Here is a 23,873-nt window from a genome sequence, read left to right on the forward strand (position 1 = left end):
CGCAACCGGACCAACCGGATTGACCTTCCCCTTCGGTGAGGCCCCAGCATCGGCGGCAGGAACGCGGAGAGGACGTGCGGTGCGGACGGACATGCTCACGATCGGTGCCTTCGCGCGGGCCAGCCGGCTGTCGCCGAAGGCCCTGCGCCTGTACGACGAGCTGGAGCTGCTGCGCCCGGCCCGGGTCGACCCGCACTCCGGCTACCGCTACTACGCGGTGGAGCAGCTGGAGCGGGCCCGGCTGGTGGCCTGGCTGCGGCGGCTGGGCATGCCGCTCGCCCGTATCCGTGAGGTCTGCGCCCTCGGCCCGGCGGACGCGGCGCGGGAGATCCGCGCCTACTGGTCGCGGGTCGAGTCGGAGACGGCGCAGCGGCGGGACCTCGCCGCGTTCCTGGTGGATCACCTGCTGGACGCACCGAGGAAGGACACCACCATGCTTCAGCTGCGCTACTGCGCCCACTCGGACCGGGGCCGGGTCCGCACCGCCAACCAGGACACGGCGTACGCGGGCGCCCGGCTGCTCGCGGTCGCCGACGGGTTCGGCCCGGCGGGTGCGCCCGCGAGCAGCGCCGCCGTGCGGGCGCTGCGGTTCCTGGACCGGGAGGAGCTGCCCGCGGGCGACGTCCTCAACGTCCTCGAGGACGCCGTGCGGGGCGCGGCGGAGGCGGTCCGGGACGCGACGGAGGGCTCTGGCGACAACGGCACGACCCTGACCGCCCTGCTGTGGACGGGCTCCCGCCTCGCCCTGGTGCACATCGGCGACAGCCGCGTCTATCTGCTCCGCGACCGGGCCCTGTTCCGCATCACCCACGACCACACCGTGGTCCAGTCGCTGATCGACGAGGGCCGTCTGACACCGGAGGAGGCGACGGCCCACCCCCAGCGCTCCCTGCTGCTCAGGGCCCTGGGCACGGGCGAGCCGGATCTGCGGCTGCGGGACGCGGAGCCCGGCGACCGCTATCTCCTGTGCTCGGACGGCCTCCCGGCCGTCCTGCCCGACGCGGGCATACGGGAGCTGCTCGCCGCCGGGACCCCGGACGAGGCCGTGGCGGCCCTGGTGGACGCGGCGAACGAGGCCGGCGGTCCGGACAACGTGAGCTGCGTGGTGGCGGACGTGGTGCGGACGGAGGCCTGATCGTCGGCGGCGGGGCGGCTGGTGTAGGAACGGAGGTGTCGTTGCCGCCCCGTACGGATGGAGTGCTTCGCGTGTCCCCACTCTTTGCCGCCCTGGAGAGCCCGAGCGAGGAGGTCGCCCTCACCTTCGGCGACCGGACCCTGACCTACGCGGAGCTCGCCGCCGCGACCGCCGCCCTGGCCGCCCGGCTCCCGCTCGGGGGCCGGGTCGCCGTGTGGGCCACCCCGGCGCTGGAGACCGCCGTGGCGGTGGTGGCGGCGCTGCGGGCCGCAGTGGCCGCGGTGCCGCTCAACCCGAAGTCGGGCGAGAAGGAGCTCGGGCACATCGTGGCCGACAGCGCGCCGTCCGCGGTGCTGGCCGCGGCGGGTGACGAACTGCCGTCCGTACTCGCGGACCTGCCGCGTATCGAGGTGGACGTGCGCGGCGGCGGGAGCCCCGGCCCCGCGCCCTCCGCCACCGGCGAGGACCCCGCCCTGATCGTCTACACCTCCGGCACCACCGGCCCGCCCAAGGGCGCCGTCCTGCCCCGCCGGGCGATCGCCACGACGCTGGACGCGCTCGCCGACGCCTGGGAGTGGACCGGTGACGACGTGCTCGTGCACGGGCTGCCGCTGTTCCATGTGCACGGCCTGGTGCTGGGCATCCTGGGCCCGCTGCGGCGCGGCGGCTCCGTCCGGCATCTGGGACGGTTCTCCACCGAGGGCGTGGCGCGCGAGCTGAACGGCGGCGCGACCATGCTGTTCGGGGTGCCGACGATGTACCACCGGATCGCCCAGGCCCTGCCGCAGGAGCCGGAGCTGGCCAAGGCGCTCGGCCGGGCCCGGCTGCTCGTCTCCGGCTCCGCCGCCCTCCCGGTCCACGACCACGAGCGGATCGCGGCCGCGACCGGCCGGCGGGTCGTCGAGCGGTACGGCATGACCGAGACCCTGATGAACACCAGCGTGCGCGCGGACGGCGAGGCGCGCGCCGGCACGGTCGGCGTGCCGCTGCCGGGCGTCGAGCTGCGGCTCGTGGAGGAGGACGGGTCGCCGATCAGCGCGTACGACGCGGAGACGGTGGGCGAGATCCAGGTGCGCGGCCCGAACCTGTTCACCGGCTACCTCAACCGGCCGGACGCGACCGAGGCGGCCTTCACCCCGGACGGCTGGTTCCGCACCGGGGACATGGCGGTGCGCGACCCCGACGGCTACGTCCGCATTGTCGGCCGCAAGGCCACCGACCTGATCAAGAGCGGGGGTTACAAGATCGGGGCGGGCGAGATCGAGAACGCGCTCCTGGAGCATCCGGGGGTGCGGGAGGCGGCCGTCACCGGGGAGCCGGACGCGGACCTCGGTGAGCGGATCGTGGCGTGGGTGGTGCCGGCCGACCCCGAGGCGCCTCCGGGCGCGCAGGAGCTGGCGGACCATGTGGCCGGCCGGCTCGCCCCGCACAAGCGCCCGCGCGTCGTCCACCTCCTCGGGGCGCTGCCCCGCAACGACATGGGGAAGATCATGAAGCGGGCGCTGACCCGTGACTGAGCGTCTCTCCGCCCGCGCGTTCCTGTCGCTGGTCGCGGACGACTCGACCTTCGCCGAACTCCCCTGTCCGGCAAGGGGGTCCGGGCCCGACGGGCCGCTCGCCTGGGAGGGCTACGACGCCTCGCGCGCCCGTGCCGCCGAGCGCACCGGCGAGCAGGAGTCCGTCGTGTGCGGCACCGCGAGCGTCGCGGGCACGCGGGCGGTGCTCATCGCCTTCGAGTTCGGCTTCCTCGGCGGCTCGCTCGGCGAGCGCACCGGCGACCGGCTGGAGGCGGCGTACGTCCACGCCCGTGAACACCGACTGCCCGTGGTGCCGTTGGTGGCGACGGGCGGCAGCCGGATGCAGGAGGGCATGCTAGCGCTGACCCAGCTCCAGCGGTTGGCGCGGCAGTCGGTGCTCACCAGGGAGGCGGGGCTGGCGCAGATCGCCGTGTTGCGGGACCCGACGACCGGCGGCGGCTGGGCCACCCTGGGCGCGGGCGCCGACGTGATCCTCGCCCTGCCCGGTGCCCAGGTCGGCTTCGCGGGCTCCCGGGTCCGGCCGCCCGGCGCGGACACGGCGGCGTACACGGCCGAGGCGCAGGTCGCGGCGGGGTCGGCGGACGCGGTGGTTCCCGCGTCGCAGCTGCGGGACACGCTGGGCACCTGGCTTCGGCTGCTGACCTCGCCGGCGAGCGAGGCGCCCGTGCCCGCGGCCCTCGGTGAGGCCGGTCTCCCGGACACCGGCTGGGCGGCGGTCACGCGGGCCCGCTCCCCGCAACGCCCGCGCGCGCAGGCGTACTTGGACGCCTACTTCAGCCGGCGCACCGTCCTCGGCGGCGACCGCTGCGGCGGCGCCGATCCCGAGGGCATGCTCTGCGGCTTCGGCGACCACGAGGGCCGTACGGTCGCCTACGCCGCGCAGACCGGGACCGCGACGCGTCCCGCCGGCTACCGCACCGCCGCGCGGCTGATCCGCCTCGCGGACCGGCTGGGCATCCCGGTGCTGACGCTGGTGGACACCCCGGGGGCGGCCAACGACGCGGAGGCGGAGCGGCAGGGCGCGGGCGCCGCGATCGCGGAGGTGTTCGCCGCGGTCGCGGCCGCGCGCACGCCCGTCACCACGCTCGTCATCGGCGAGGGCGGTTCGGGCGGCGCGCTGGCGCTGGCCGCGCCGGGCAGCACCTGGGCCACCCCGGACAGCTACTTCTCGGTCATCGCGCCCGAGCTCGCGGCCGCCATCCTGAAGCGGCCGCCCGCCCGGGTCGAGTCCACCGCGGACCAACTCCGCATCCGTCCGCAGGACTTGGTGGAGCTGGGTGTCGTCCGGGGCGTCGTAGGGGCTACCGCACCCCCACCGCCCGGATGATCTCCTGCGTCACCGAGCCGCCGCGGTCGTCGGCGGCCGAGGCCCGCAGGGAGATGTACGAGGCGTCGCGCGGCACGGTCAGCGTGCCGCGGCCGCCGGTGAGCGGCACCGCCCGCCACGACGTCCCGTCGTCGTAGGACACCTGGAGCGTCCGGCCGCCGATCGTGCCGGTGCCGGGCGCTCCCTTCACGTACTCGGCGAAGACCCCCACCGGCAGTCGTTTCCCGCCGGGCACGTCGCCCTTGAGGTCCGTGCCGACGTCGAGTCCGAGGTTGATCAGGGGCAGGAAGGTCCAGCGGTCGTCGGGGGTGGCCGCGGACCGGACGGTCCACTCGGCGTGGCCCTCGGTGGACAGCTTCCAGCGGCCGGCGTCCAGCGCCGTGTCGGTGACGACCTTGTAGGTGTGCTCGTCGGCGGGCGCGTCGTAGACGTACGCGCCGGAGCCCGTGCGCCGGTCGACGAGCGTGCCGTCGAGGTAGACCTCGGTGGTCTGCGACATCCCGCTGCCGTCGCTCCACACGTCCCCGAACCCGGTGTGGTCGGGCCCCGAGTCGCCCCAGCCGGGCGTGTTGAACTGGAGCTGGTTCCCGGCGCGTTGCTGCCCCCAGCCGAGCCCCGTGCCGAGCCACGAATGCCAGACGGGACGGAACCAGTCGAGCGTGCGGTGCGTGCCGCCGTCGTAGTCGACGAGTCCGCTGCGCTCCTCCAGGGCGCCGTCGGCGGCCGTCACGGACTCGTGCCAGAGCTGCCCGGGGCCGGTGGAGACGTAGTCGGTGCGTTCGGCCGGGTAGTCGATCCGCTCCAGGAAGCCGAGGCCGATGGGGAAGGTGTCCGTGATCGAGTACCGGAACTCGCCCCCGTCCACCGGCCGGGCGGCGTGGAACTTCGTGTCCAGTGTGGCGAGTTCACGGCCCCCCGGCGCGTAGGTCAGGTCGCGGTCCGGCACGGCGCCGCGGTGCCCCTGCGAAAGGTCGTACATGTACGGGGTGTTGCGGGTGCCGGTCATGTCGGCGCGGCCCGCTGCCCGCAGCCGTGCCGCGTCGGCGGCGTTGACCGTGGCGATCTGCAGCGGTCGGTCGCTGTTGTCGTCGCCGCCCCACCAGGTGTTGAGCCGGCCGGCGGCGTCGTCGGTCACGAACAGCGCCTTCGCGCCCGCGTCCTGCGCGGCCTGGGCGAGGGCGGAGGGATCGGCGCCGCCGGCGAGGCGGGCGAGCACCGCCTTGCCGCGGACCCCGTCGAAGGGCCCGCTGCCCACGTCCACGAGCGGCAGCACGGTGTGTCCCTCGACGAGCGTGCCGCCCGGCTGGACCACCGCCTCGCCGACGCCCTTGACATCCAGTTGCGGCTTGCCCAGCCGCCACACGGTCCGGTACTCGAAGCCGCCCTGGGTGACCTTGGCGGTCGGCGCCGCGAAGACGCTGTCGTACTTCACGGGCACCTGGACGGCACCGAACAGGTCGGAGCCGTTCGCGTCGCGGTCGTACTCCATGAGCAGCTGCCGGGTCTCGGTACGGCGGTCGACCACGGCCCTGAGCTCCCTCAGCCTGCGTCCGTCGAGGGTGACGGCGCGGTCCCGGTCGAGGGTGATCTCGGGCGCCGCGAGGAAGCCGAGGCCGAGCGAGTCGGCGCCGTGGCTGCCGCGCACGTCGAGGAAGGAGGTCAGGCTGTACGTGCCCGGCCGGAGCCGCAGCGCGAGCATGCCGGAGTCGCCGACGTGCGCCGGTGTCGCGTCGGCGCCCTCGGCCAGTTGCTGCACCACGAGGTCGGCGGGGGTCGCGGCGCCGTCGCGGTCCTTCACCCGGACGGTGAGCGTGTACCGCTCCTCCTCCTTGACCAGCCCGAACACGGTGTGCGCGACGGGTGTCCCGGCGACCGAGGCCACGATCTGCCCGCTGGTGTCGCCCACGGCGGCCTTCGAGCCGTCACCGGTGACGGTCGTGGACGCGGTGCCGTGGGCGGGGACGGTGAGGGCGGTGTCGGCGAGTGTGGCGACACCGGCCGGAGCGCCCTCGACCGACAGGTTCAACTCCACTGCCTTGTCCGAGGAGTTGGTGTACGTGACGGTCCTGGTGACCGGCGTGTTCGCGGGGTAGGGCCAGCCGTAGAACCCGAGGTCCGCGCTCCCGGTGGCGGTGATGTCGGCCCGGACGGCGGCGGGCACGCTCACCCGGCCCGCGCCGAGCTGGTAGGCGGACGCGTCGAGCCGTGCGGAGGTCGACATCAGGGCGTCCTTGAGCTGCGCGCCGCTCCAGTCGGGGTGCTCCTGGGCGAGCAGGGCGGCGACTCCGGCGACGTGGGGCGTCGCCATCGACGTACCGCTCATGGTGGTGTAGTAGCCGCTGCCGTCGACGAGTTGGGACCGGGCGGCGAGGATGTCGACGCCGGGTGCGGAGAGGTCGGGCTTGAGGGCGTTGTCGCCGTAGCGCGGCCCGGCGCTGGTGAAGTAGGCGGCCTGGTCGTCGGCGTCGACGGCCCCGACGGTGAGCGCGGCGTCGGCGGCGCCGGGCGAGCCGATGGAGGAGGGGGCGCCGGTGTTGCCCGCGGCGATCACGAAGAGGGCGCCGGTCTCCTCGGAGAGGGTGTCGACGGCCTGCGCCATGGGGTCGGTGCCGTCGCTGGGCTCGGTGGAGCCGAGGCTCATGGAGACGACCTTGGCGTGCACGTCCCGCGCGGCCCACTCCATCCCGGCGATGATCTGGGACTCGCTGCCCGACCCCTGGTCGCTGAGCACCTTGCCCACGGCGAGGGTGGCGTCCGGGGCGACGCCCTTCTCCTTCCCGCCGGAGGCGGCCCCGCTGCCGCCGACCGTCGAAGTGACGTGCGTGCCATGGCCGTTGCGGTCGGCGACATCCTCGCCCTCGATGAAGGACCGGGTGACGGAGACCCGCTGGGCGAGGTCGGGGTGGGAGGTGTCGACGCCCGAGTCCAGGACGGCGACGGTGACCCCCTTGCCGGTGAGCCCGGCGTCCCAGGCCGTCGGCGTCCCGATCTGGGCGTTGCTCTCGGCCATGTCGGCGGTGACGCGCCCGTCGAGCCACAGCGCCTTGACGCCGTCCTGCTCGGTGAACGCCCGCCAGAAGGCGCGCCCCTTGTCGGCCTGGACGGCGGCCCCGCGCACACTGGCCAGCGTCCGCGTCCGCTCGGACGACCGCGGGGTGACGGCCTTCGCCCCCTTGTCGTACGTCACGATCAGCGGCAGCTCGCCGGTCTTCTGGTCGGTGAGCCCCTGCCGTATCAACTCACTGACGTCGAACAGCCGTTGGTCGAGGGCGTGGGCCCGCAGGTAGGGGCGTGCCTCGTCCGGTACGACGGTGATCTCGCCGTTCGCGGTCTGCGTGCGGACGGCGCCGGTCGCCCCCGGCGGACGTGCGACGGACACCGTCTTCCGCCCGTGCCCGAGATCGGTGACGGTGACCTTGTCGCCGGTGACGAGGGTGACGGTCCGGGCGGCGGCCGCCGGGGGTGCGGCCCGCGTTGCGGCCGGTGCGCTCCCGGCCGCCGCCCCCGCACCGGCCGGCAACACGGCGATCACGAGCCCCGCCGACAGGAGGACCGCCCCACGTCTGACTGGTCGTCTGCTCATCCACGCCTCTCTTCGTCTCGCGGCCGTCCGCCGCGTCGAGCGCCGTCGCGTGCTGCGAAGAGTCTCGGGGGGCCGGTGGTGGATGGGAGGTTCGGGCGCTGGCGGATTGGCGCATTGGCGGTTTCCCGCCAGCCTCACCGAAACGGCACATCCGAAAGCGCGACAGCGCCCAACACCGTACGTAACAATGGAGTTTGCCTGCGTCACATAGCACGGGGGGAGCGGTACCGACATGGACGCGTTGGTCGAGTTCAAGACCGAGGACGGCGCACTGGTGGTCGTCGAGGGCGCGGACGAGGGGCCCGGCGCCCGGATGGTCTCCCGCGGCGACGGGCCGGCGCAGGCGGCCCGCACCTTCGAGAGCGCGCTGGACGGCGTGCGGGCGGCCGCCGAGTCGGCGCTCCGGGTCTTCCGGGACGGCGCGCTCCGACCCGACGCGGTGGAGCTGGAGTTCGGTGTGAAGCTGAGCGCGGAGGCGGGAGCCGTCATCGCCAAGGGCGCGGCCGAGGGTCACCTGGTGGTGAAACTCAGCTGGTCCCCGGGGCCGGCCCGGCCGGACGCGGCGCCCACCGCCCGGTCATGAGCGGCATCGCCTGGCACGCCCGGATCGTCTGCGGCAACGAGGTCGGAGCGGGGTTCCTGATCTCCGGCCGCCGCGTGGTCACCTGCGCGCACGTCGTCCGGGCGAGCGCCGCCCGCGCGGTGACCGTGTCCTTCCCCAACAGCCGGAGCCTGGGAACGCTGCCCGCCACCGTGGCCTTCCTCGGCGGCTGGGCGGGCGACGCGGCCGACCCCGGCGACCTCGCCGTCCTGGAACTGGACCGCGAAGTGCCCCTGGAACCGGCGCAGTTCGCGCCACCCGGTGCCGAACTCGCGGGCGAGCCCGCCCCGACGCTGGTCGTGTACGGCTTCCCCAAGGGCTACGACGAGGGCATGCTCGCCCGCTACCACGCCGTACCCGGCACCCTGGTCTCGGACGAGTGGCGCCAACTGGAGGCCGCCACCGCCCACGGGCAGGCGCTGGCCCCCGGGTTCAGCGGGGCAGCCGTGACGCTCGCGGACGGCCGGGTGGTGGGCATGGTGTCGACCATCGCGGGCGCGCGGGACGGTCGGGTCGGCCGCATGCTGCCCACCCAGGTCATGGCGCGCCACTGGCCCGAACTGGGCGCCCTGATCGCCGCCCCGGACCACGGACAGGAGGCGGTGCGCCGGCTGTACGGGCTGGTGCGGCGGGCGGTCGCCGAGGGCGCGGACTGCGATCCCGACCGCCTGTTCAACGACGCCGTGGGCCCCTTCGGACCGGAGCTGCCCGAGGGCGGCTTCGCCTCGCTCGGCGCGGCGGCCGGGTATGTGCAGTGGGAGGTGCAGGACGGCGAGGCGGTGACCCGGTTCGCCGACCGGCTCCAGGAGATGCTGGACGCCCCGCGGGCACGGCGCACCGCGGCGCCGGTGTGGTCGCCGATCGTCGTGGAGATGGACCGCAGCGGCGCCGGCGGGGACCAGGTCACCGTCGAGGTCTCCGCCTACCGCGACGGCCAGCGCAGACGGGTCGGCTCCAAGCGGCTGCCGCGCGCCGCCGTACGCGCCTGGGTGCAGGAGCGCATCGACGAGGCCTTCACCCAACTCGCTCCCGAAGCCGAGGAGTTGATCACCTTCGTACTGCCGCGCGAGTGGCTGAACGAGCCGGTGGCGCACTGGGAGTGCGGGGCCGACGACACCACTCCGCTCGGCTGCGCCTATCCGCTGGTCGTCGTGGACCGCTCCCGGCACCGCAGCGGACGGCTGCGCCACCAGCTGGCGAAGCGGTGGCAGAAGCTGGACACCTCCCCCGGGGCGCACCTGCACCGCGTCGACTGCGGCACCACGGAGCGGCCGCAGAGCCTGCGCAAACGGCTGCGCGACGGTGACGCGGACCTGACCGGATTCTCCTTCCCGCCCAGCGGCGCCCCGCCGCACTTCGAGGTCGGCCTCAACACCCCGGTCGCGGTGCTGCTGTGGCCGCGCACCGGCTGCACCGGCTCCCCGCACGACGGCCCCTGCCCGGGCGCGACGTTCCTGGACGAGCTCTCCGACCGCCTCACGGGCGTGCCGCCCGCCGAACTCCCGCGCCATGTCATGGAGTTGCGCGAGACCGCGGAGGCCGACGAGGAGCCGGACCGGCACTGGGCGCGCGACGTGCAACTGCTGTGGGACGACCCCCGCTGCTTCCCCGAGCCCGCCGCCTCCCTCCACTCGCCCGTCGCCTGAACAGCCCGAGCCCCACCCCCCGGAGTGAAGATCCATGCCCCTGTGGCCCGTCTACACCGGCAGCAACGAGCCGCACGACGGCATCACCCGGCTGCCGCCGCCCCCGCCGTGGCGCGCGTTCGACGGCACGCCCGTCGTGCGGACGCCCGACGAGGCCGCCGACGCCTCCGCCGTCTCCCCGGACCGCGCCCACCGCGCCACGACCTACCGGGCCACCGAGGACACGGTCCAACTGGTCAACGCCGCCCTCTACTTGAGGCGCCCGCTGCTGGTCACCGGCCCGCCCGGCACCGGCAAGTCCTCCCTGGTGTACGCGGTCGCGCGCGAACTGCGCCTCGGCCCGGTGCTGCGCTGGAACATCACCAGCCGCAGCACCCTGCACGACGGCCTCTACCAGTACGACCCGCTCTCCCGGCTGTACGCGGCCCGGCAGGCCCCGGACGCCGAGGTCGGTATCGAGGACCACTTACGCCTGGGCCCCCTCGGCACCGCCCTCCTCCCCTACGCCCGTCCGCGCGCCCTGCTCATCGACGAGATCGACAAGAGCGACCTCGACCTGCCGAACGACCTGCTCAACGTCCTGGAGGAGGGCCAGTACGAGATCCCCGAACTGGTCCGCGGCGCCCGCGCCACCCCCACCGCCGAGGTCATGGTCGACGGCACCGGCGAGCGGGTGCCGGTGGAGCGCGGCCGGGTCCGCTGCCGCGCCTTCCCGTTCGTCGTGCTCACCAGCAACGGCGAACGCGAGTTCCCGCCCGCCTTCCTGCGCCGCTGCGTCACCCTGCGGCTGCGCCAGCCCGACGACGGCCAGCTCGCCGCGATCGTCCGCGCCCACTTCGACCAGGAGCCCGACGCCTACGCGCAGACCCTGATCAGCCGCTTCCTGTCCCGGGTCGGCGGCGGCGACCTGGCCACCGACCAGCTCCTGAACGCGATCTACCTGGCCCGCTCCTCCGACCTCGGCGCGGAGTCCCTCGACGAGCTGGCCGAGCGGCTGATGCCGTATCTGGGTGAGGCCGCCCAGACGGACGCCTTCTGATGCCCGGCGACTCCCTGTCCCGCCTCGCCGACCTCCTGGCCAAGGCCGGCCCGGGCCCCCGCCCGAGCCCCCGCGAACTGGCCGAACTGCTCTGGCTGGCGGGGCAGATGGAGTCGCCGGAGCCGGCCGCGCCGGAGTCGCCCGCCGGGGAGGCGCGCCCCGCCGAGGACCCGTCCGAGACCGCGCCTTCCCCTCCCCGGGGACCGCGGGACACCGCGCCGCCCCGCTCCGGGGACGGGGAAGGGGGAGAGGGAGGGGCAGGGGACGGGGAAAGGGACGGGGACACCCCGCGCGCGCCTCTTCACCTCCCTCACGGCGGCGACGCCACGGCGGGCGGGGCAGGCGGTCCGCACACCACCCTGCTCGCCCCGTCGCCACCGATGCTGCGCCGCCCCCTGGGCCTGCAGCGGGCGCTGCGCCCGCTCAAGCGCCGGGTCGCCGCGCCCGCGGGCCACGAGCTGGACGAGCACGCCACCGCCGACCGCATCGCCCGCCTCGGCGCCGACCCCGAGTGGTGGCTCCCGGTCATGCGCCCCACGCGGGAGCGCTGGCTGCGCCTGAACCTGGTCCACGACACCGGTCCCACGATGCCCGTCTGGCGCCCGCTGATCCGCGAACTGCACACGGTGCTGGCCCAGTCGGGCGTCTTTCGCACGGTCACAGCGCTGCGGGCCGAGCCCGACGGCACGGTGCGGGGCGGGGCGGTCCACGCACCCGCCGACGGCCGCACCGTCACCCTGCTGATCAGCGACTGCATGGGCCCGCAGTGGCGGCAGGGCCCGGCGGGCACACGCTGGTACGACACGCTGCGCCGCTGGGCACGCCGGATGCCCCTGGCCGTCGTACAGCCGCTGCCGGAGCACCTGTGGCGGGACACCGCCCTGCCGACGACGCCCGGCCGGCTGTCGGCGCCGCATCCGGCGGCGCCCACGGCGGCGCTGTGCTTCACGTCGTACGAGGCGCGGACGATGCCGGCCGTCCCGCTGCCCGTGATGGAGCCGGACCCCCGCTGGCTGGCGAACTGGGCGGCGCTGCTCGCCGCCCCGGGAGGCGCCGAACTTCCCGCCGCCGTCGCCCTGCTGGACCGCCCGGCGGACGCCTCCGAGGACCGTACGGACGTCGGGCTGCTCTCCCCCGAGGAGCTGGTGCTGCGGTTCCGGGCGACCGCGTCCTCGGAGGCGTTCCGGCTGGCCGGGCATCTCGCCCTCGGACGGCCCGACCTGCCGGTGATGCGGCTGGTGCACGCCGCGCTGGAGCCGGACCCGCGGCCGCAGCACCTCGCCGAGGTGATCCTCAGCGGCATGCTCACCACCGTCCCCGGCCCGACCGGCTCCTACGCCTTCCGCGACGGCGTGCGCGAGCTGCTGCTGCGCAGCCTCCCCCGCTCGGCCCGCGGCCGCACCACCGCACTCCTCGACCGGGTCGGCGGCCTCATCGACCACCGTGCGGGACGCGCACCGGGCGAGTTCGTCGCCTCGACGCCCGCGTCCTTTGGTACGCAACCGGCGGCGGACGGCGAGGCGTTCGCGACGGTCAGCGCGGAGAGCGTGCGGCGGCTCGCGGGAGCGCCGGTGCACGCGCCCGTGGCGGAGAGCGCCGCGCCCGAACCGCCGTGCCCCGCCGTCCTCTTCGAGGCCGACGACCTCACCGGCCGCCCCGAGGCCCGGATCGCCCTGGAGTACGCGGTGACCCGCATCCTCGACCGGGCAGCCCTCGCCCACCGGGAGGTGCGCGTGCGCGACGACGGCTACCTGGTGCGGTCGCAACCGGGCGGCTACGCCCTGCCCGTGCTCGTCGCCGGCCTGCGCGAGCTGGCCGACGTGGTCGCCCAGCCGCCCGGCACGCCACGGCTGCGGGTGACGTTCTGGCACACGGCCGGCGCCGGCGACCCGGTCCTGCCGCCGGAGGTCCGCACGCTCCAGGAGCGTACGACCGCCGACGTCCTGGTCGTCATCTCCCCTTCCTGGTACGAGGAGTTCGCGGCCAGCTCCGCCGCGCTCGACCGACCGCGGTTCCGGCCGCTGCTCGCCGGCGCGCCGGACACCTCGCCGGTCGCCTGGTACCACCCGCTGCACTCGGGCGGGTCCGAGCCCGAGGAACGGGATCTGGTGAAGGGGCCGTTCCTCGCCCACGACCTGCGCCGGCTGGGCATCCCCGCCCCGGGCCGTACGGCGATCGTGCACACCCGCCCCGACGGCCCGCTCACCCTCCTCAACCCGGCCCAGCCGCTCGGCACCCGCCCCCCGCGCCGCACCACGTACTACGAGGTCGACCTCACCACGCACCAGGCCGCGCACGACGTGTCCCTGCCGAGTTCGGGCAAGGGAGCCTTCGCCGCCACGGTGGCGCTGTCCTGGCACGTCGCCGACCCGGTCGCCTTCGTGCGGAGCGAGACCGCCCGCGTCTCGGGCCGGCTGCTCGACCATCTGCTGGACGCGGCGGGCCGCATCACCCGCCGCCACCCCCTGCGCCGGGCGGGCGCGGCCCAGCGCGCGGTCAACACCGGCCTGCACCGATGGCCGGTGCCGGGGCTGGCCGTCTCGTACTCGGTGCAGCTCGCCGCGGAGGGGTCCCGGCTCCCGGCCCCGCACGGCCCGGCGCCCCGGTCGCCGTCCGACCTCCTCGCGGGCGCCGAGACCGTGCTGCTCGGCTTCGACGGACCCGTCACCCGGCTGTTCTCGGCGCACACCGCCCACGAGGCCGTGCTCGCTCTGCTCTCGGTGGTGGCCGAACACCGCCACCCCGGGGACGCGCCGGCCGGCCGTCCGCTGCCGAGCGCCGCCGAGCAGGGCATGTTCCCGCATCCGCTGGACCTGCTGCGCGCCTTCGCCCACGACCTGCTGGGACCGCTGCTGCGCGACCGTCTCGACCAGCTCGAACTGGAGGCCGTCCCGGTCGCCCCCCTGACCCACAACTGCGTCGTCCTCGTCCGCACCCTGCACGGCTCCGGCCGCCGGGTCGCCGTGGTCACGGACGTCTGCGAGCCTGCGGCGCACCGCTATCTGGACCCCTACCGGCTCCCGCTGTCCGGCCTCCACGGCCGCGCCGCCGACCTCGGCCGGCTGACGCCCGACCCGGACTGCCTGCTGCGCGCTCTGGCCTCCCCCTGCGCGCCCGCGCCCACGGGCGTGATGATCGGTTCCACCGTCGCGGAGCTCACCGCCGCCCAGCAGCTCGGCCTGCGCTTCATCGGCCTGGCCCGCAATCCGACCATCGGCCAGAGCCTGCGCGAGGCAGGCTGCGACGTGACCGTGTCCTCGCTGGCTCCCCTCCTGGAGGCGGCCCGCTCCCTATAACCACCATGCGCGTGCTTATCTTGGATTTACATCGGGACATAAGCCGCAAAACCCCCATTCAGCGGCACCCCCGCCCGGCCCCCCATAAAAGGCGCGCCCCACCCCGGCAGCCGCACGATGCCTATGAGGCCCGCCGCCCGGCGGCACCTCCACGGTCTGCGCTCTCGGGAGGACCTTGTATGACCGCCAGTCTGGAGCAGCTGCGACGCTGCCATTTCGCCGTCGACCTGGGGGCGGCCCGGACCCGCGTCTACGTCAAGGGTTCCGGCCTCGTCGTCGACCAGCCGTCCGCCGCCGCCGTGAACACACGGACCGGCGCCCTGATCGCCGTGGGCGAGTTCGCCGAGAAGATGAAGGGCCGCACCCCGGACTACATCCGCGTCGTGCGCCCGGTCTCCGGCGGCACCGTCGTCGACATCGAGATGGCGCAGCGCATGCTGCGGCAGCTGCTCGGCGACAAGATGCGCCGCACGCTGCGCCGCAAGCCCTTCCTGCGCGCCGCGGCCTGCACCCCGCACGACGCCGATCCGCTGGCCCGGCGGGCCGCCGTCGAGACGCTCGTCGGGCTCGGCGCGCGCCGCGTGGAGCTCGTGGACACGCTGATCGCGGCCGCCGTCGGCTGCGGACTGCCCGTGGAGCAGCCCGAGGCCACCATGATCATGGTGTGCGGGGCGGCGGCCACCCAGGTCGCCGTGCTCTCGCTCGGCTCGATCGTCACCGCCGAGCGCATCCCCGTCGGCGGGGAGGCCGTCGACCACGCGATCGTCCAGCACCTGCGCCACGAGCACGAGTTGATGCTGCCCAGCCAGTCCGTACGGCCGCTGCAGATCGCCCTGTCCGGCAACGGCCTCACCCGCCAGGGCCCGGAGTCCACCGAGATCCACGGGCGGGACGTCGCCACCGGGCTCGCCCGCAGTGTGCGGGTGGACACCGCCGCGGTGCGCGACGCGATCGAGACCCCGCTGACCGCCGTGCTCGACGGCATCGGCCGGGTGCTGCGCGGCTGCCCGCCCGACCTGGTCGCCGACCTCGTCGACAGCGGGATCACCATGGTGGGCGGCAGCGCCCTGCTGCCGGGCCTGGACCAGATGCTGCGCCAGGCCACCAAGCTGCCCGTGCACATCGCCGAACGGCCCGACATCTGCGCCGTGCAGGGACTGGGCTACATGCTGGAGGGCAAGATCGAGCCGCTGACGCTCGAACCGATCGCGAGCAAATGAGCCCCGGAAGCGGCGCGGCATGGCCGGCACCCGCCTCCCGCCCCTGCTGGAGGCCGTCCTCAGCGTCGGTACCGACCTCGAACTGCGCACCACCCTCCAGCACATCGTGGACAGCGCGGCCGAACTGACCGGCGCCCGCCACGCGGCGCTCGACACCGTGGACCCGGGCCGCGACGGGCTCACCGGGATCAGCACCCCGGGGGCCGTGCCCCGCTGCCCCGAGAGCCTGCGCGTGCCCATCCGCGTCCAGGACGAGCACTTCGGCGACCTGCACCTCGCCGGGAAGCGGCACGCCGCGCCCTTCACCGCCGAGGACGAGCAGCTGCTGCACGTCCTCGCCACCCAGGCCGGCATCGCCATCGGCAACGCCCGTCTCTACGAGGCCGCCCGGCAGCGCGAGCGCTGGATCGAGGGCGCCGCGGCCGTGACCACCGCCCTGCTCACCGGCGAGAGCGCCGCCGACGCGCTGACCACCGTCGCCGAACGCGCCCGGATCCTCGCCGACGCGGCGGCGGGCGTGATCCTGCAGCGCACCGACGAGGGCGGCATGGAGATCGTGACCGCGTCGACGTACGAGGACCCCGGCGACATCGTGGGCGCCACCATCCGGCCCGGCAGCCCGGTCCTCGAACAACTCCTGGGCGGGGAACCGGTGTTCATCGACGACTCGGCGACCGACCCCCGGATGACCACGCATGTGCGGCACCGGTTCGGGCCCAGCATGATGCTGCCGCTGGAGGCGGACGGGCGGCTCATCGGCACGCTCGCCCTGCCCCGCCGCCGCGGCGACCGGCCGTACACCGCCGTCGAGCGGCTGCTGGCCTGCCAGTTCGCCTACCAGGCGGCCGTCGCCCTCGTGCTCGCCGACGCGCAGCACAGCCGCGAGCGCCTCGCCGTCTTCGAGGACCGCGACCGCATCGCCCGCGATCTGCACGACCTCGTCGTCCAACGGCTGTTCGCCACCGGCATGATGCTGGAGTCCACCCAGCGCAGAAGCCCCGGCGGCGAGGTCCAGGAGACCCTCGCGCGGGCCGTCGACGAACTCCGGTCGACCGTCCAGGAGGTCCGTACGGCGATCTTCGCCCTCCAGCAGCCGCCCGCCGAGGCGCCGACGACCTTCCGCGGCAAGGTGCTCCGCGAGACGGCGGGCGCGGCGGCCGTCCTCGGTTTCCAGCCGTCCACGCGGTTCACCGGCCCCGTCGACAGCCGGGTCCCGGGCCGGGTCGCCACCCGCCTCCTCGACGCCCTGCGCCGCGCCCTCGCCACCGCCTCCCGCCGCCCCGGCGTCTCCCGTATCGAGGTCGCGGTGGACGTGACGGCGAAGCCCCCGGACGGCCGCGCCGGCGTACGGCTGACGGTGCGCGACGACGGCGGCAGCGGTACCGAGGACGGGGCCGCGGCGGACGTGGGCACCGAGCCCGAGGGCTCCGCGGACGGAGGGACCGGCACGACCGTGACGTGGGAGGCCCCGTTGTGACCGGCCGGGCGCGGCGGGTGCGGGCGGTCAGCGGGCGAACCAGCAGCGGACCGTGGTGCCGCCGGGCCCGGTGTGCATGCGGACGAGGTCCGCGACGAGGTTGACCATCAGCAGCCCGCGGCCGCCGCGCTGCTCGCGGGAGGCGGGCCGGCGCCCGGCCAGCGGATCGGTGAGATGGCCCCGGTCGCGCACCTCGCACACCACGTGCCCGTCCTCGGCCCACAGCGCGAGCGTGCCCGAACCCCCGCCGTGCACCACGCTGTTGGTGGCCAGCTCGGCGGTGGCCAGCGCCAGATCGCCCCGCCGCGCGGAGGTCAGGCCGAGCCGCGCGCCCTCGTCGGCCGCGAAGTGCCGGGCGTCGCCGAGCGACTCCTCCTCGAAGCGGAAGGCCGGCCCGTGCGCCGCGGACGGCAGCGGCTGGTTGTAGCGGGCCACGACGTCCGCGGGCGCGTAGGCCCGGCTGCTCTCCTGGCGCCCGGAGCCGCCCCGTACGACGGTGGGATGGGTGGCGTGCGCGTCGGCGATGACGTGCGGGGCCTGCCGCCGGGTGTCGTACGGGCACAGGATGGTGGCCTCCCGGCCGCGGAAGGCGTCGTTGATCAGCGCCTCGTGCTGGACGCAGGCGGCGTACTCGGCGGGTCCCCGGCCGGCCCAGACCGGTTCGCCGACGATGCTGACGCGGGTGCCGGGCGGCTGCGCGTCGGCGAAGGCGCGCAGCACACCGGGGATGATCCGGCCGGGGTTGCGGCCCGCCTCCCGCATGTCCACGAATTGCACGGCGCCGGCGTCCGCGCCCAGCCCGTCCCGGATCAGGGCGAGGTTCTCCGCGGGCACGGCCACCGCCACGGGCTCGCCGGCGGCGAGGGCGTCGCGTACGAAGGGCAGCGTGCCCGCGAGGTACTCGTGCGCGTCGGCGTAGAAGAGGGCCGGGTGCACGAACGGGTCGACGGCGGGGAGCGGGCCGGTGCGGCACTCGGTCACGCTCATGACGTGATCACCTCGATACGTCGGTCCATGTACGACCCATTTACCCCGGGTCGCGACCGGCATTCCCGGACATCGCGAAGGCCCCGGCACGACCGGCCGCGCGATCGGCACGATCGCTTCCGGCCAGATGGGGGGCCTTCGCACGGGTCCCGGGGGACCTTCGCATCAGTACCTGGGGGCCTTCGCTCGGTACGAGGGGCCTTCGCTCAGTACGGCAGCACCCGTCCCGAAGGCGTCCTGCGGTCGATCGGGGTGTCGCGGGGCGCGCTGGGCCGGCGGATGACGCGGACACGGATCTGGCGGTTCATGACGCCCTCCTCGAGCCTCTCGGCCTACTGGCTGATGTGAACCAGCCTGGTCCGCGCGGCCCTCCGGCACATCGTGCCCACGGAGGCATCTGCACTGCCTCCGCAGCAGGAGCGGGCCCGCCGTCCGCTACTCCCCGGGGAGGAGACGCCCCCTAGGCGTCTCTCCCTCTCTTCTTCTCCTGCGATCCGGTCGCTGTAACCCGCTGACCGTTCAACGATCGTTTTTTGGCCGATAAACGATCGTTGAGAGAGGCGAAACTGGCCCTAGGCTGCGAGGCGCCACACACAGCTGTCGAGCCGGGCTCAGGGAACGCATGACGAAGCACATGGTGGAGCCGCCCACACACCTCCCCGAGACCCTTCGGCGTCTCGAGGCACTCGCCGACGAGCAGGGCCTGACCCGGTCCGACGTGCTCGACCCACGCGAACTGGCCGCCAGGACGGCCCTGCCCGAAAGCACCGTGCGCACCCTGCTGGCGGGCGGTGCCACCCCGGCCGACAAGGTCAACGACCGTGTCTGCGCCCGGCTGAGAACCCTCGCGGAGGCCCATCTGGCCCGCACGGGCGGCCGGATGTCGGATCTCGCCGCCGACGTCCGCGCCCATCTGGGCGTCTCCGAGTACTGGGCCCGCCAGGTCTGCGCCGGCAAGAAGGTGCCGAGCGTCGAATTCCTGCACGGACTGGTGGAGTTCTTCGGTGTCGAGGGCGGCGAGGCGTTCTTCACCGCCCCGGCCCCCGACGCCCTCGAACGCGTCCTGCAGCCCGCCCTGCGGACGTTGGAGCGCCGGTCCGAACAGCCGGATCCGGTACGGGCCCTGATGGACCGTTACGGCGTACGCGCCGCGGACCTGCGGCGCCACGGCGCGATGACCCCGGAGCAGCTGGACCGCCTGCTGGAGGGCGTCATCCGCTCCGCGGTCCCGCACGACGCGCCGGCGCGCGAGGCGCTGGAGAGGGACAGCCTGCGATGACCACCAGGGCGATGAAGTCCCTGCTCGCCGCGCTGGGCCGGGAGGCGTCGAAGTCCGTCCCGCGGCCCTCGGAGCCGCGGACCGTGATGGAGGGGTTCTGCCACGCCATGAGCGTGCGCGTCGAGCGGCCCGTACAGCTGGTGTTCCGGGCGTTCCCGCCGGAGATCCCGGTCTCCGGCATGCGCCTGGACTGCGGGGACCGGTCCATCATCGTGGTCGAGGAGAGCACCGTCCCCGAGGCCCAACTGGTCATCCTGGGACACGAGTTGTGGCACGAGGAGCAGGGTTCCTGCGAGGACCACCCGGTCGGCCCGGCGGCCGCCCGCGCCCTCGACGGCGGCCGGACCCCCGAGCTGCTGCGCCGGGCCGCCCGGCAGATCCTCGCCTCCGAGGAGGTGCCCCGCGACGTCTGCCGTACGGTGGCGGCGCGTTCGGCCTGCGCCGACGACCACGAGGTGGACGCCGAGACGTTCGGCCTGCTGTTCGCCCGTGAGGTGCGCACCTGGATGACGGGCCGGTACGCGCAGGGCCCGGTCACGCCGGCCACGGTGGAGGGACGTATCAACCTGTCGCTGAGCAACCGCGGCGGGCGCCTGCTCTGATGGCCGACCACTTCCACATCCCCTACGCCGTGCCGACCGCGCTGCTGGCGACGGCGCTGCTGGTCAAGCTCCCGACGTTCGTGCGCGCCTGGCGCGACCCCGACGTACGGGCCACCACCCTGCTGCTGACCTGGGCGACAGCCGTCCTCGTCGTCATCACCCCCGTCAACATCCAGCGGCTCAACGAGCTGACGGGCGTCCCCAACATCGCCTCGCCCTGGGCGTATTCGTTCCTCACCGCGTTCTGCGCCACCGGCCTGACGATGATCATCCGCTGGCGCGAGGAGCCCTCGGAGCGCCGCCGGCGCCGGATGCGCCGTATCTACTGGGTCTACGCCGGTGTGGTCGTCGCCCTGTGGGGGACCTTCCTGCTGGCGCACGCGCCCGAGCCGCGGATCTACGACCTGGACACCTACTACGCCGGCACTCCGTGGATGCGCGAGCACATCCTGCTCTACCTGACCGCGCACATGGTGTCGTCCCTGGTCGCCGCCTCCATGTTGTGGAAGTGGTTCCCGGAGATCGAGAACCGCTGGCTGCGCACCGGCGTCGTCCTGCTCCAACTCGGCTTCGCCTCCGGCCTGCTCTTCGACGCGGCGAAGCTGACGGCGATCGGCGCCCGCTGGTCGGGCACCGACTGGGACGGCCTGAGCACCCGGGCGGCCCCGCCCTTCGCGCTCCTGGAGGCCGCCCTGGTGGCGCTCGGATTCCTGGTGCCGCAGGTGGGCCCGTTCTTCCAGCGGTGGATCCGGGACCAGCGCGAACACCTGCGGCTACGGCCGCTGTCGCGGGCGGTGCACGTCCTCGGGGCGTCCGCGGCACCGGCCCGCCTCGGCCTGTGGGCCCCGCTGGACCTGCGTCTGATGCAGCGCCGCCAGCGCATCCACGACGCGCTGCGCCTGCTCAACCCGTACTTCGACCAAGGGCTTTACCACCGGGCCTACGAGGCCGCGCTGCTCGACCACGACGAGGAGAGGGCGCGCGGGACGGCCGGTGCCGTCGTGGTCCTCGCCGCCGTCGACGCCCGGCGCGCGGGTGCGCCGGGCGCGGCCGGCGCCGGCTCCGCACCGACCGGCACCCTGGTGACCGGCGACCTCGAGTCCGTCTCGCGGGCGCTGCGCCGCCCGCACACCGTCGACGCCCTCCGGCGACGGCTGAACAGCACAGAAAGCACGAGCACCCATGCCTGACAGACCCACCGCCCGCCGGCCCCGTGCCGTCGTCGTCGGCGGCAGCATCTCCGGCCTGTTCGCGGCGGCGGCGCTCGCCGAGTTCGCCGACGTCACCGTCGTCGAGCGCGACACGCTCCCCGAGCGGCCCGAGCCGCGCCGCGGCGTCCCCCAGGCACGGCACGCGCACCTCGTGTGGACCGGTGGCGTAAGGGCGTTCGACGCGCTGCTGCCCGGGCTGGTGCGAGAGATCGTCGACGCCGGCGCCCATCTGCCGCACATCATGGGCGACATGGTCTCCCGGGCCCCCAACGAGGTCTGGTTCCGCCGCTTCACCTCCACCGAGCACCGCATCCTGGTGTGCTCGCGCGACCTGCTCGACGCGGTGATCCGGGCCCGGGTCCTCGCCGACGACCGCGTCACGCTCCGCGCGAACACCACCGCCCTGTCCCTGGAAGGCGACGCCACCCGCGTCGCCGGCGTCCGCGTCCGCACCGGCGACGAGGACCTCACCCTCACCGCGGACCTCGTCGTCGACGCCTCCGGCCGCGGCTCCCAGGCCCCGCGCTGGCTGACCGAACTCGGCCTGCCCCAGGTCACCGAGCGCGAGGTCAACGCCGGGGTCGCCTACGCCACCCGCCTCTACCGGGCCCCGGGCGAAGCGGCCGGAGCCTTCCCGATCGTCAACGTCCAGGCGAACCCGGCGAAGGCGCCCGGGCGCGGCGGCATCATCCTGCCCGTCGAGGACGGCCGCTGGATCGTCACCCTCTCGGGCACCCGCGGCGGCGAACCCACCGCCGACGCCGACGCCTTCGCGGACTTCGCCCTCACGCTCGGCGACCCCGTCATCGGCGAACTGATCAAGGACGCCGAGCCGCTCGGCGGCGTCGTCACCACCCGCAGCACCGCCAACCGCCGCCGCTACTACGAGAAGATGCGCCCCTGGCCCGACGGCTTCACCGTCCTCGGCGACGCCATCGCCGGCTACAACCCGGTCTACGGCCACGGCGTCACCGTCGCCGCCCAGTGCGCGCTCGCCGTCCGCGCCGTCCTGCGCTCGGCCGCGCTCACCGCCCCCGGCACCGCCCGCCGCCTGCAGCGCGCCGCGGCCCGCCCGGTCGGCGCCGCCTGGAATCTGGCCGTGGGACAGGACGTGTTCTACCCGGGCGCCGCGAGCACGCCCCCGACGGCGGTGGAACGCGGCCTGAGCCGGTTCATCGACCGCGCGGTCGCCACCGGCGCGCGCAGCCCGCGCGCGCTGGGCGCCCTGCTGGACGTCATGAGCCTGTCGAAACCGGCACCCCGCCTGTTCTCGCCGGACATGCTGATCCCGCTGCTCTTCGGCCCGCGCACGCCGCACCTCCAGAGCCCGCCGCTGACCGACGAGGAACGCCGGTCGACCGCTCCCTGACCGGCTTTTCCGTCCGTACCGGGGGCTGCCGGGGACCGGCGGCACAGGCGCACACTGGAGGCATGCGCAGACGCCCACCCCCGGGCACCGCGCCGTGGCACCGTGCCATGCGGACCCTGGCGCGCCTCCATCACCACCCGGCCGCGGCCCGCCCCTCGCGCCCGGCCCAGCTGCACGGCCTGCTCACGGTCCTGGACGAGGCGGTGAGCGCACAGACGCCGGCCGACGCGGCGGTGGCGGCCTGCGGCGAACCGGGCCCGGTCTCCCGCCAGACGGCCCGCTCCTGCGGACAGCAGAGCATCGCCCTGCACCGGCTGCGCGCCCGCCTGCAGGACCTGCATCTCACCGAGCCGGACCTGGTGGCGGTCCAGGCCCACGCGTCCCGGCTGCTGGCCTACGACCTGTGGATGCTCCGCGAGTCCCTGAACCTCGCCTTCACCCTCCACCCGACCCCGCGCACGGAGGCCGCCCGGCTGCGCCTCAACGGCCTGGGCCGCCATGCCGACGACCTCCGGCGGCTGCGCGACGGCCTGCGCGCCGAAACGGCGTAACTCACCGCGCCCACAGGCCACCCGCCTGCCACACCCCACCCAACACCCGCCCGCACCAGGCGTTTCCCTCAACTCCGCTTGCGGGCAGACCCGTTGACCGGCCCCCTCCCCCACTCCCACCCGCCGCGCCCTCTTCCCCCGCCGACGCCCCGGATGAACACCGGCGCGCCCTGGGACCATTTGGGACGTTTGTCACTAATCTCCGGTGGCTGTAAGGAGTCGATCCTTCGCGTCTCGCATCTACCTCTTCACCGGAGATGACATGCACAAGCTTCACAAGGCCGCCGTCCTGCTCGCCGCCCTCGGCAGCGTCGGCATCCTGGCCGCCGGCACCGCCCACGCCGACGGCACGGGCCCGGGCGGCGGTCAGGTCAGCGTCCAGCAGAGCACCACCTGCCGCTCCCACGACCTGAACATCGACATCCTCGGTGCGGTCGGCCTGCTCGACGGCGTACTCGGCAACGGCCTCAACGGCGAGGGCGACCCGGCGGCCCAGAACGCCCAGCTCGGCTCGAAGATGGGCTGCGACAACAAGGCCTTCTGACAAGGCCGCACCTCACCGGACAACAAGGGCGGTCAGCCACAGCGCTGACCGCCTGTCCGGCGTCCAACGTGTTGACGATCTTTACACGCCCTTGGCGCTCGCCATACCTGCCGCATACCCCCTCTCTCTAATGTCGTGGGTTGGCATGTGCACAGAGTGAAGTACGGGGGCGGGTGACATGTCGGACCTGACAAAGCAGCTGCTGATCCCGGCCGCGGCCCGGGGTCAGAGGGGCTGAGCGGCAGCATCATGGTCGACATCAACCCGCTGCACTGGGATCAACAAGTACAACCACATGTTCGGCGACACTCTCGCCACCCAGTTGGAGTTCCTGGGTCTCACGGATCCGGCGGTGGACCCGGACGGGGTACGCGAGATCGCGAAGAAGTGGCGGCACCTGGCCAGTGGCCTGGACGACGCCGCGGAGGCTTCCCGCAAAGCGCTGGCGGATGTGGAGTGGGACGGCAA

At 74.5% G+C, this 23,873-nt stretch carries 17 protein-coding genes; 15 read left to right on the forward strand and 2 right to left on the reverse strand.

Annotated features, from left to right (window positions below; translation table 11 throughout):
* Nucleotides 1-91: 91 nt before the first annotated feature.
* The 3 genes from ACFU97_RS01750 to ACFU97_RS01760 all read left to right on the forward strand — a co-directional run bounded on the left by ACFU97_RS01750 (nt 92) and on the right by ACFU97_RS01760 (nt 4,000).
* Nucleotides 92-1,135 (forward strand): MerR family transcriptional regulator, encoded by a 1,044-nt coding sequence (locus ACFU97_RS01750; protein WP_384249429.1) that lies wholly within the window; start codon nt 92-94, stop codon nt 1,133-1,135.
* 71 nt (nt 1,136-1,206) lie between these two features.
* Complete coding sequence (locus ACFU97_RS01755; protein ID WP_384249431.1) at nt 1,207-2,652, forward strand: acyl-CoA synthetase; 1,446 nt, start codon at nt 1,207-1,209, stop codon at nt 2,650-2,652.
* Nucleotides 2,645-4,000 carry a carboxyl transferase domain-containing protein gene (locus ACFU97_RS01760; RefSeq protein ID WP_384249433.1) on the forward strand — a complete coding sequence of 452 codons (1,356 nt, stop codon included), beginning with the start codon at nt 2,645-2,647 and terminating at the stop codon, nt 3,998-4,000. Before ACFU97_RS01755 ends, ACFU97_RS01760 begins: the two co-directional genes overlap by 8 nt.
* On the opposite strand, the gene ACFU97_RS01765 is transcribed toward ACFU97_RS01760, so the two are convergent.
* Nucleotides 3,975-7,583, reverse strand: a complete 3,609-nt coding sequence (locus ACFU97_RS01765; protein ID WP_384249436.1) for a S8 family serine peptidase — start codon at nt 7,581-7,583, stop codon at nt 3,975-3,977. The genes ACFU97_RS01760 and ACFU97_RS01765 overlap by 26 nt on opposite strands.
* Nucleotides 7,584-7,815: 232 nt before the next feature.
* Between ACFU97_RS01765 and ACFU97_RS01770 the strand changes: the two genes are divergently transcribed.
* The 6 genes from ACFU97_RS01770 (at nt 7,816) to ACFU97_RS01795 (ending at nt 16,862) form a co-directional block, all read left to right on the forward strand.
* Entirely contained in the window at nt 7,816-8,166 is a 351-nt protein-coding gene (locus tag ACFU97_RS01770) for a CU044_2847 family protein (RefSeq protein ID WP_384249438.1), read from the forward strand.
* A complete protein-coding gene (locus ACFU97_RS01775; RefSeq protein WP_384249440.1) occupies nt 8,163-9,830 on the forward strand; it encodes a trypsin-like peptidase domain-containing protein in 1,668 nt (555 codons plus the stop codon). The genes ACFU97_RS01770 and ACFU97_RS01775 overlap by 4 nt, the downstream gene beginning before the upstream one ends.
* 34 nt (nt 9,831-9,864) lie before the next feature.
* Nucleotides 9,865-10,869 (forward strand): AAA family ATPase, encoded by a 1,005-nt coding sequence (locus ACFU97_RS01780; protein WP_384249442.1) that lies wholly within the window; start codon nt 9,865-9,867, stop codon nt 10,867-10,869.
* Entirely contained in the window at nt 10,869-14,165 is a 3,297-nt protein-coding gene (locus ACFU97_RS01785) for an SAV_2336 N-terminal domain-related protein (RefSeq protein WP_384249445.1), read from the forward strand. The genes ACFU97_RS01780 and ACFU97_RS01785 overlap by 1 nt, the downstream gene beginning before the upstream one ends.
* A gap of 179 nt (nt 14,166-14,344) precedes the next feature.
* The gene (locus tag ACFU97_RS01790; protein WP_384249447.1) at nt 14,345-15,385 is read left to right on the forward strand and encodes a rod shape-determining protein; all 1,041 of its coding nucleotides are present in this window, start codon (nt 14,345-14,347) and stop codon (nt 15,383-15,385) included.
* 19 nt (nt 15,386-15,404) lie between these two features.
* Entirely contained in the window at nt 15,405-16,862 is a 1,458-nt protein-coding gene (locus ACFU97_RS01795) for a GAF domain-containing protein (RefSeq protein WP_384249450.1), read from the forward strand.
* Between the two features lie 27 nt (nt 16,863-16,889).
* Here ACFU97_RS01795 and ACFU97_RS01800 read toward each other — a convergent pair whose 3' ends face one another.
* Nucleotides 16,890-17,849 (reverse strand): anti-sigma factor RsbA family regulatory protein, encoded by a 960-nt coding sequence (locus ACFU97_RS01800; protein WP_384249452.1) that lies wholly within the window; start codon nt 17,847-17,849, stop codon nt 16,890-16,892.
* A 622-nt stretch (nt 17,850-18,471) separates the two neighbouring features.
* On the opposite strand from ACFU97_RS01800, the gene ACFU97_RS01805 reads away from it, so the two are divergent.
* The 6 genes from ACFU97_RS01805 (at nt 18,472) to ACFU97_RS01830 (ending at nt 23,405) form a co-directional block, all read left to right on the forward strand.
* A complete protein-coding gene (locus tag ACFU97_RS01805; RefSeq protein WP_384249454.1) occupies nt 18,472-19,128 on the forward strand; it encodes a hypothetical protein in 657 nt (218 codons plus the stop codon).
* Complete coding sequence (locus ACFU97_RS01810; protein WP_384249457.1) at nt 19,125-19,730, forward strand: toxin; 606 nt, start codon at nt 19,125-19,127, stop codon at nt 19,728-19,730. Before ACFU97_RS01805 ends, ACFU97_RS01810 begins: the two co-directional genes overlap by 4 nt.
* Nucleotides 19,730-20,920: an MAB_1171c family putative transporter gene (locus ACFU97_RS01815; RefSeq protein ID WP_384249459.1), complete on the forward strand. Its 1,191-nt coding sequence runs from the start codon at nt 19,730-19,732 to the stop codon at nt 20,918-20,920. Before ACFU97_RS01810 ends, ACFU97_RS01815 begins: the two co-directional genes overlap by 1 nt.
* Complete coding sequence (locus tag ACFU97_RS01820) at nt 20,913-22,310, forward strand: FAD-dependent oxidoreductase (protein WP_384249462.1); 1,398 nt, start codon at nt 20,913-20,915, stop codon at nt 22,308-22,310. Before ACFU97_RS01815 ends, ACFU97_RS01820 begins: the two co-directional genes overlap by 8 nt.
* A 62-nt stretch (nt 22,311-22,372) precedes the next feature.
* On the forward strand, nt 22,373-22,861 hold the full coding sequence (locus ACFU97_RS01825) for a hypothetical protein (RefSeq protein ID WP_384249464.1): 489 nt from the start codon (nt 22,373-22,375) through the stop codon (nt 22,859-22,861).
* 262 nt (nt 22,862-23,123) lie between these two features.
* Complete coding sequence (locus ACFU97_RS01830) at nt 23,124-23,405, forward strand: hypothetical protein (RefSeq protein ID WP_384249466.1); 282 nt, start codon at nt 23,124-23,126, stop codon at nt 23,403-23,405.
* The last annotated feature ends 468 nt before the right edge of the window (nt 23,406-23,873 follow it).

It is taken from the genome of Streptomyces sp. NPDC057616, assembly GCF_042800575.1.
Taxonomy (GTDB): Bacteria; Actinomycetota; Actinomycetes; order Streptomycetales; family Streptomycetaceae; genus Streptomyces.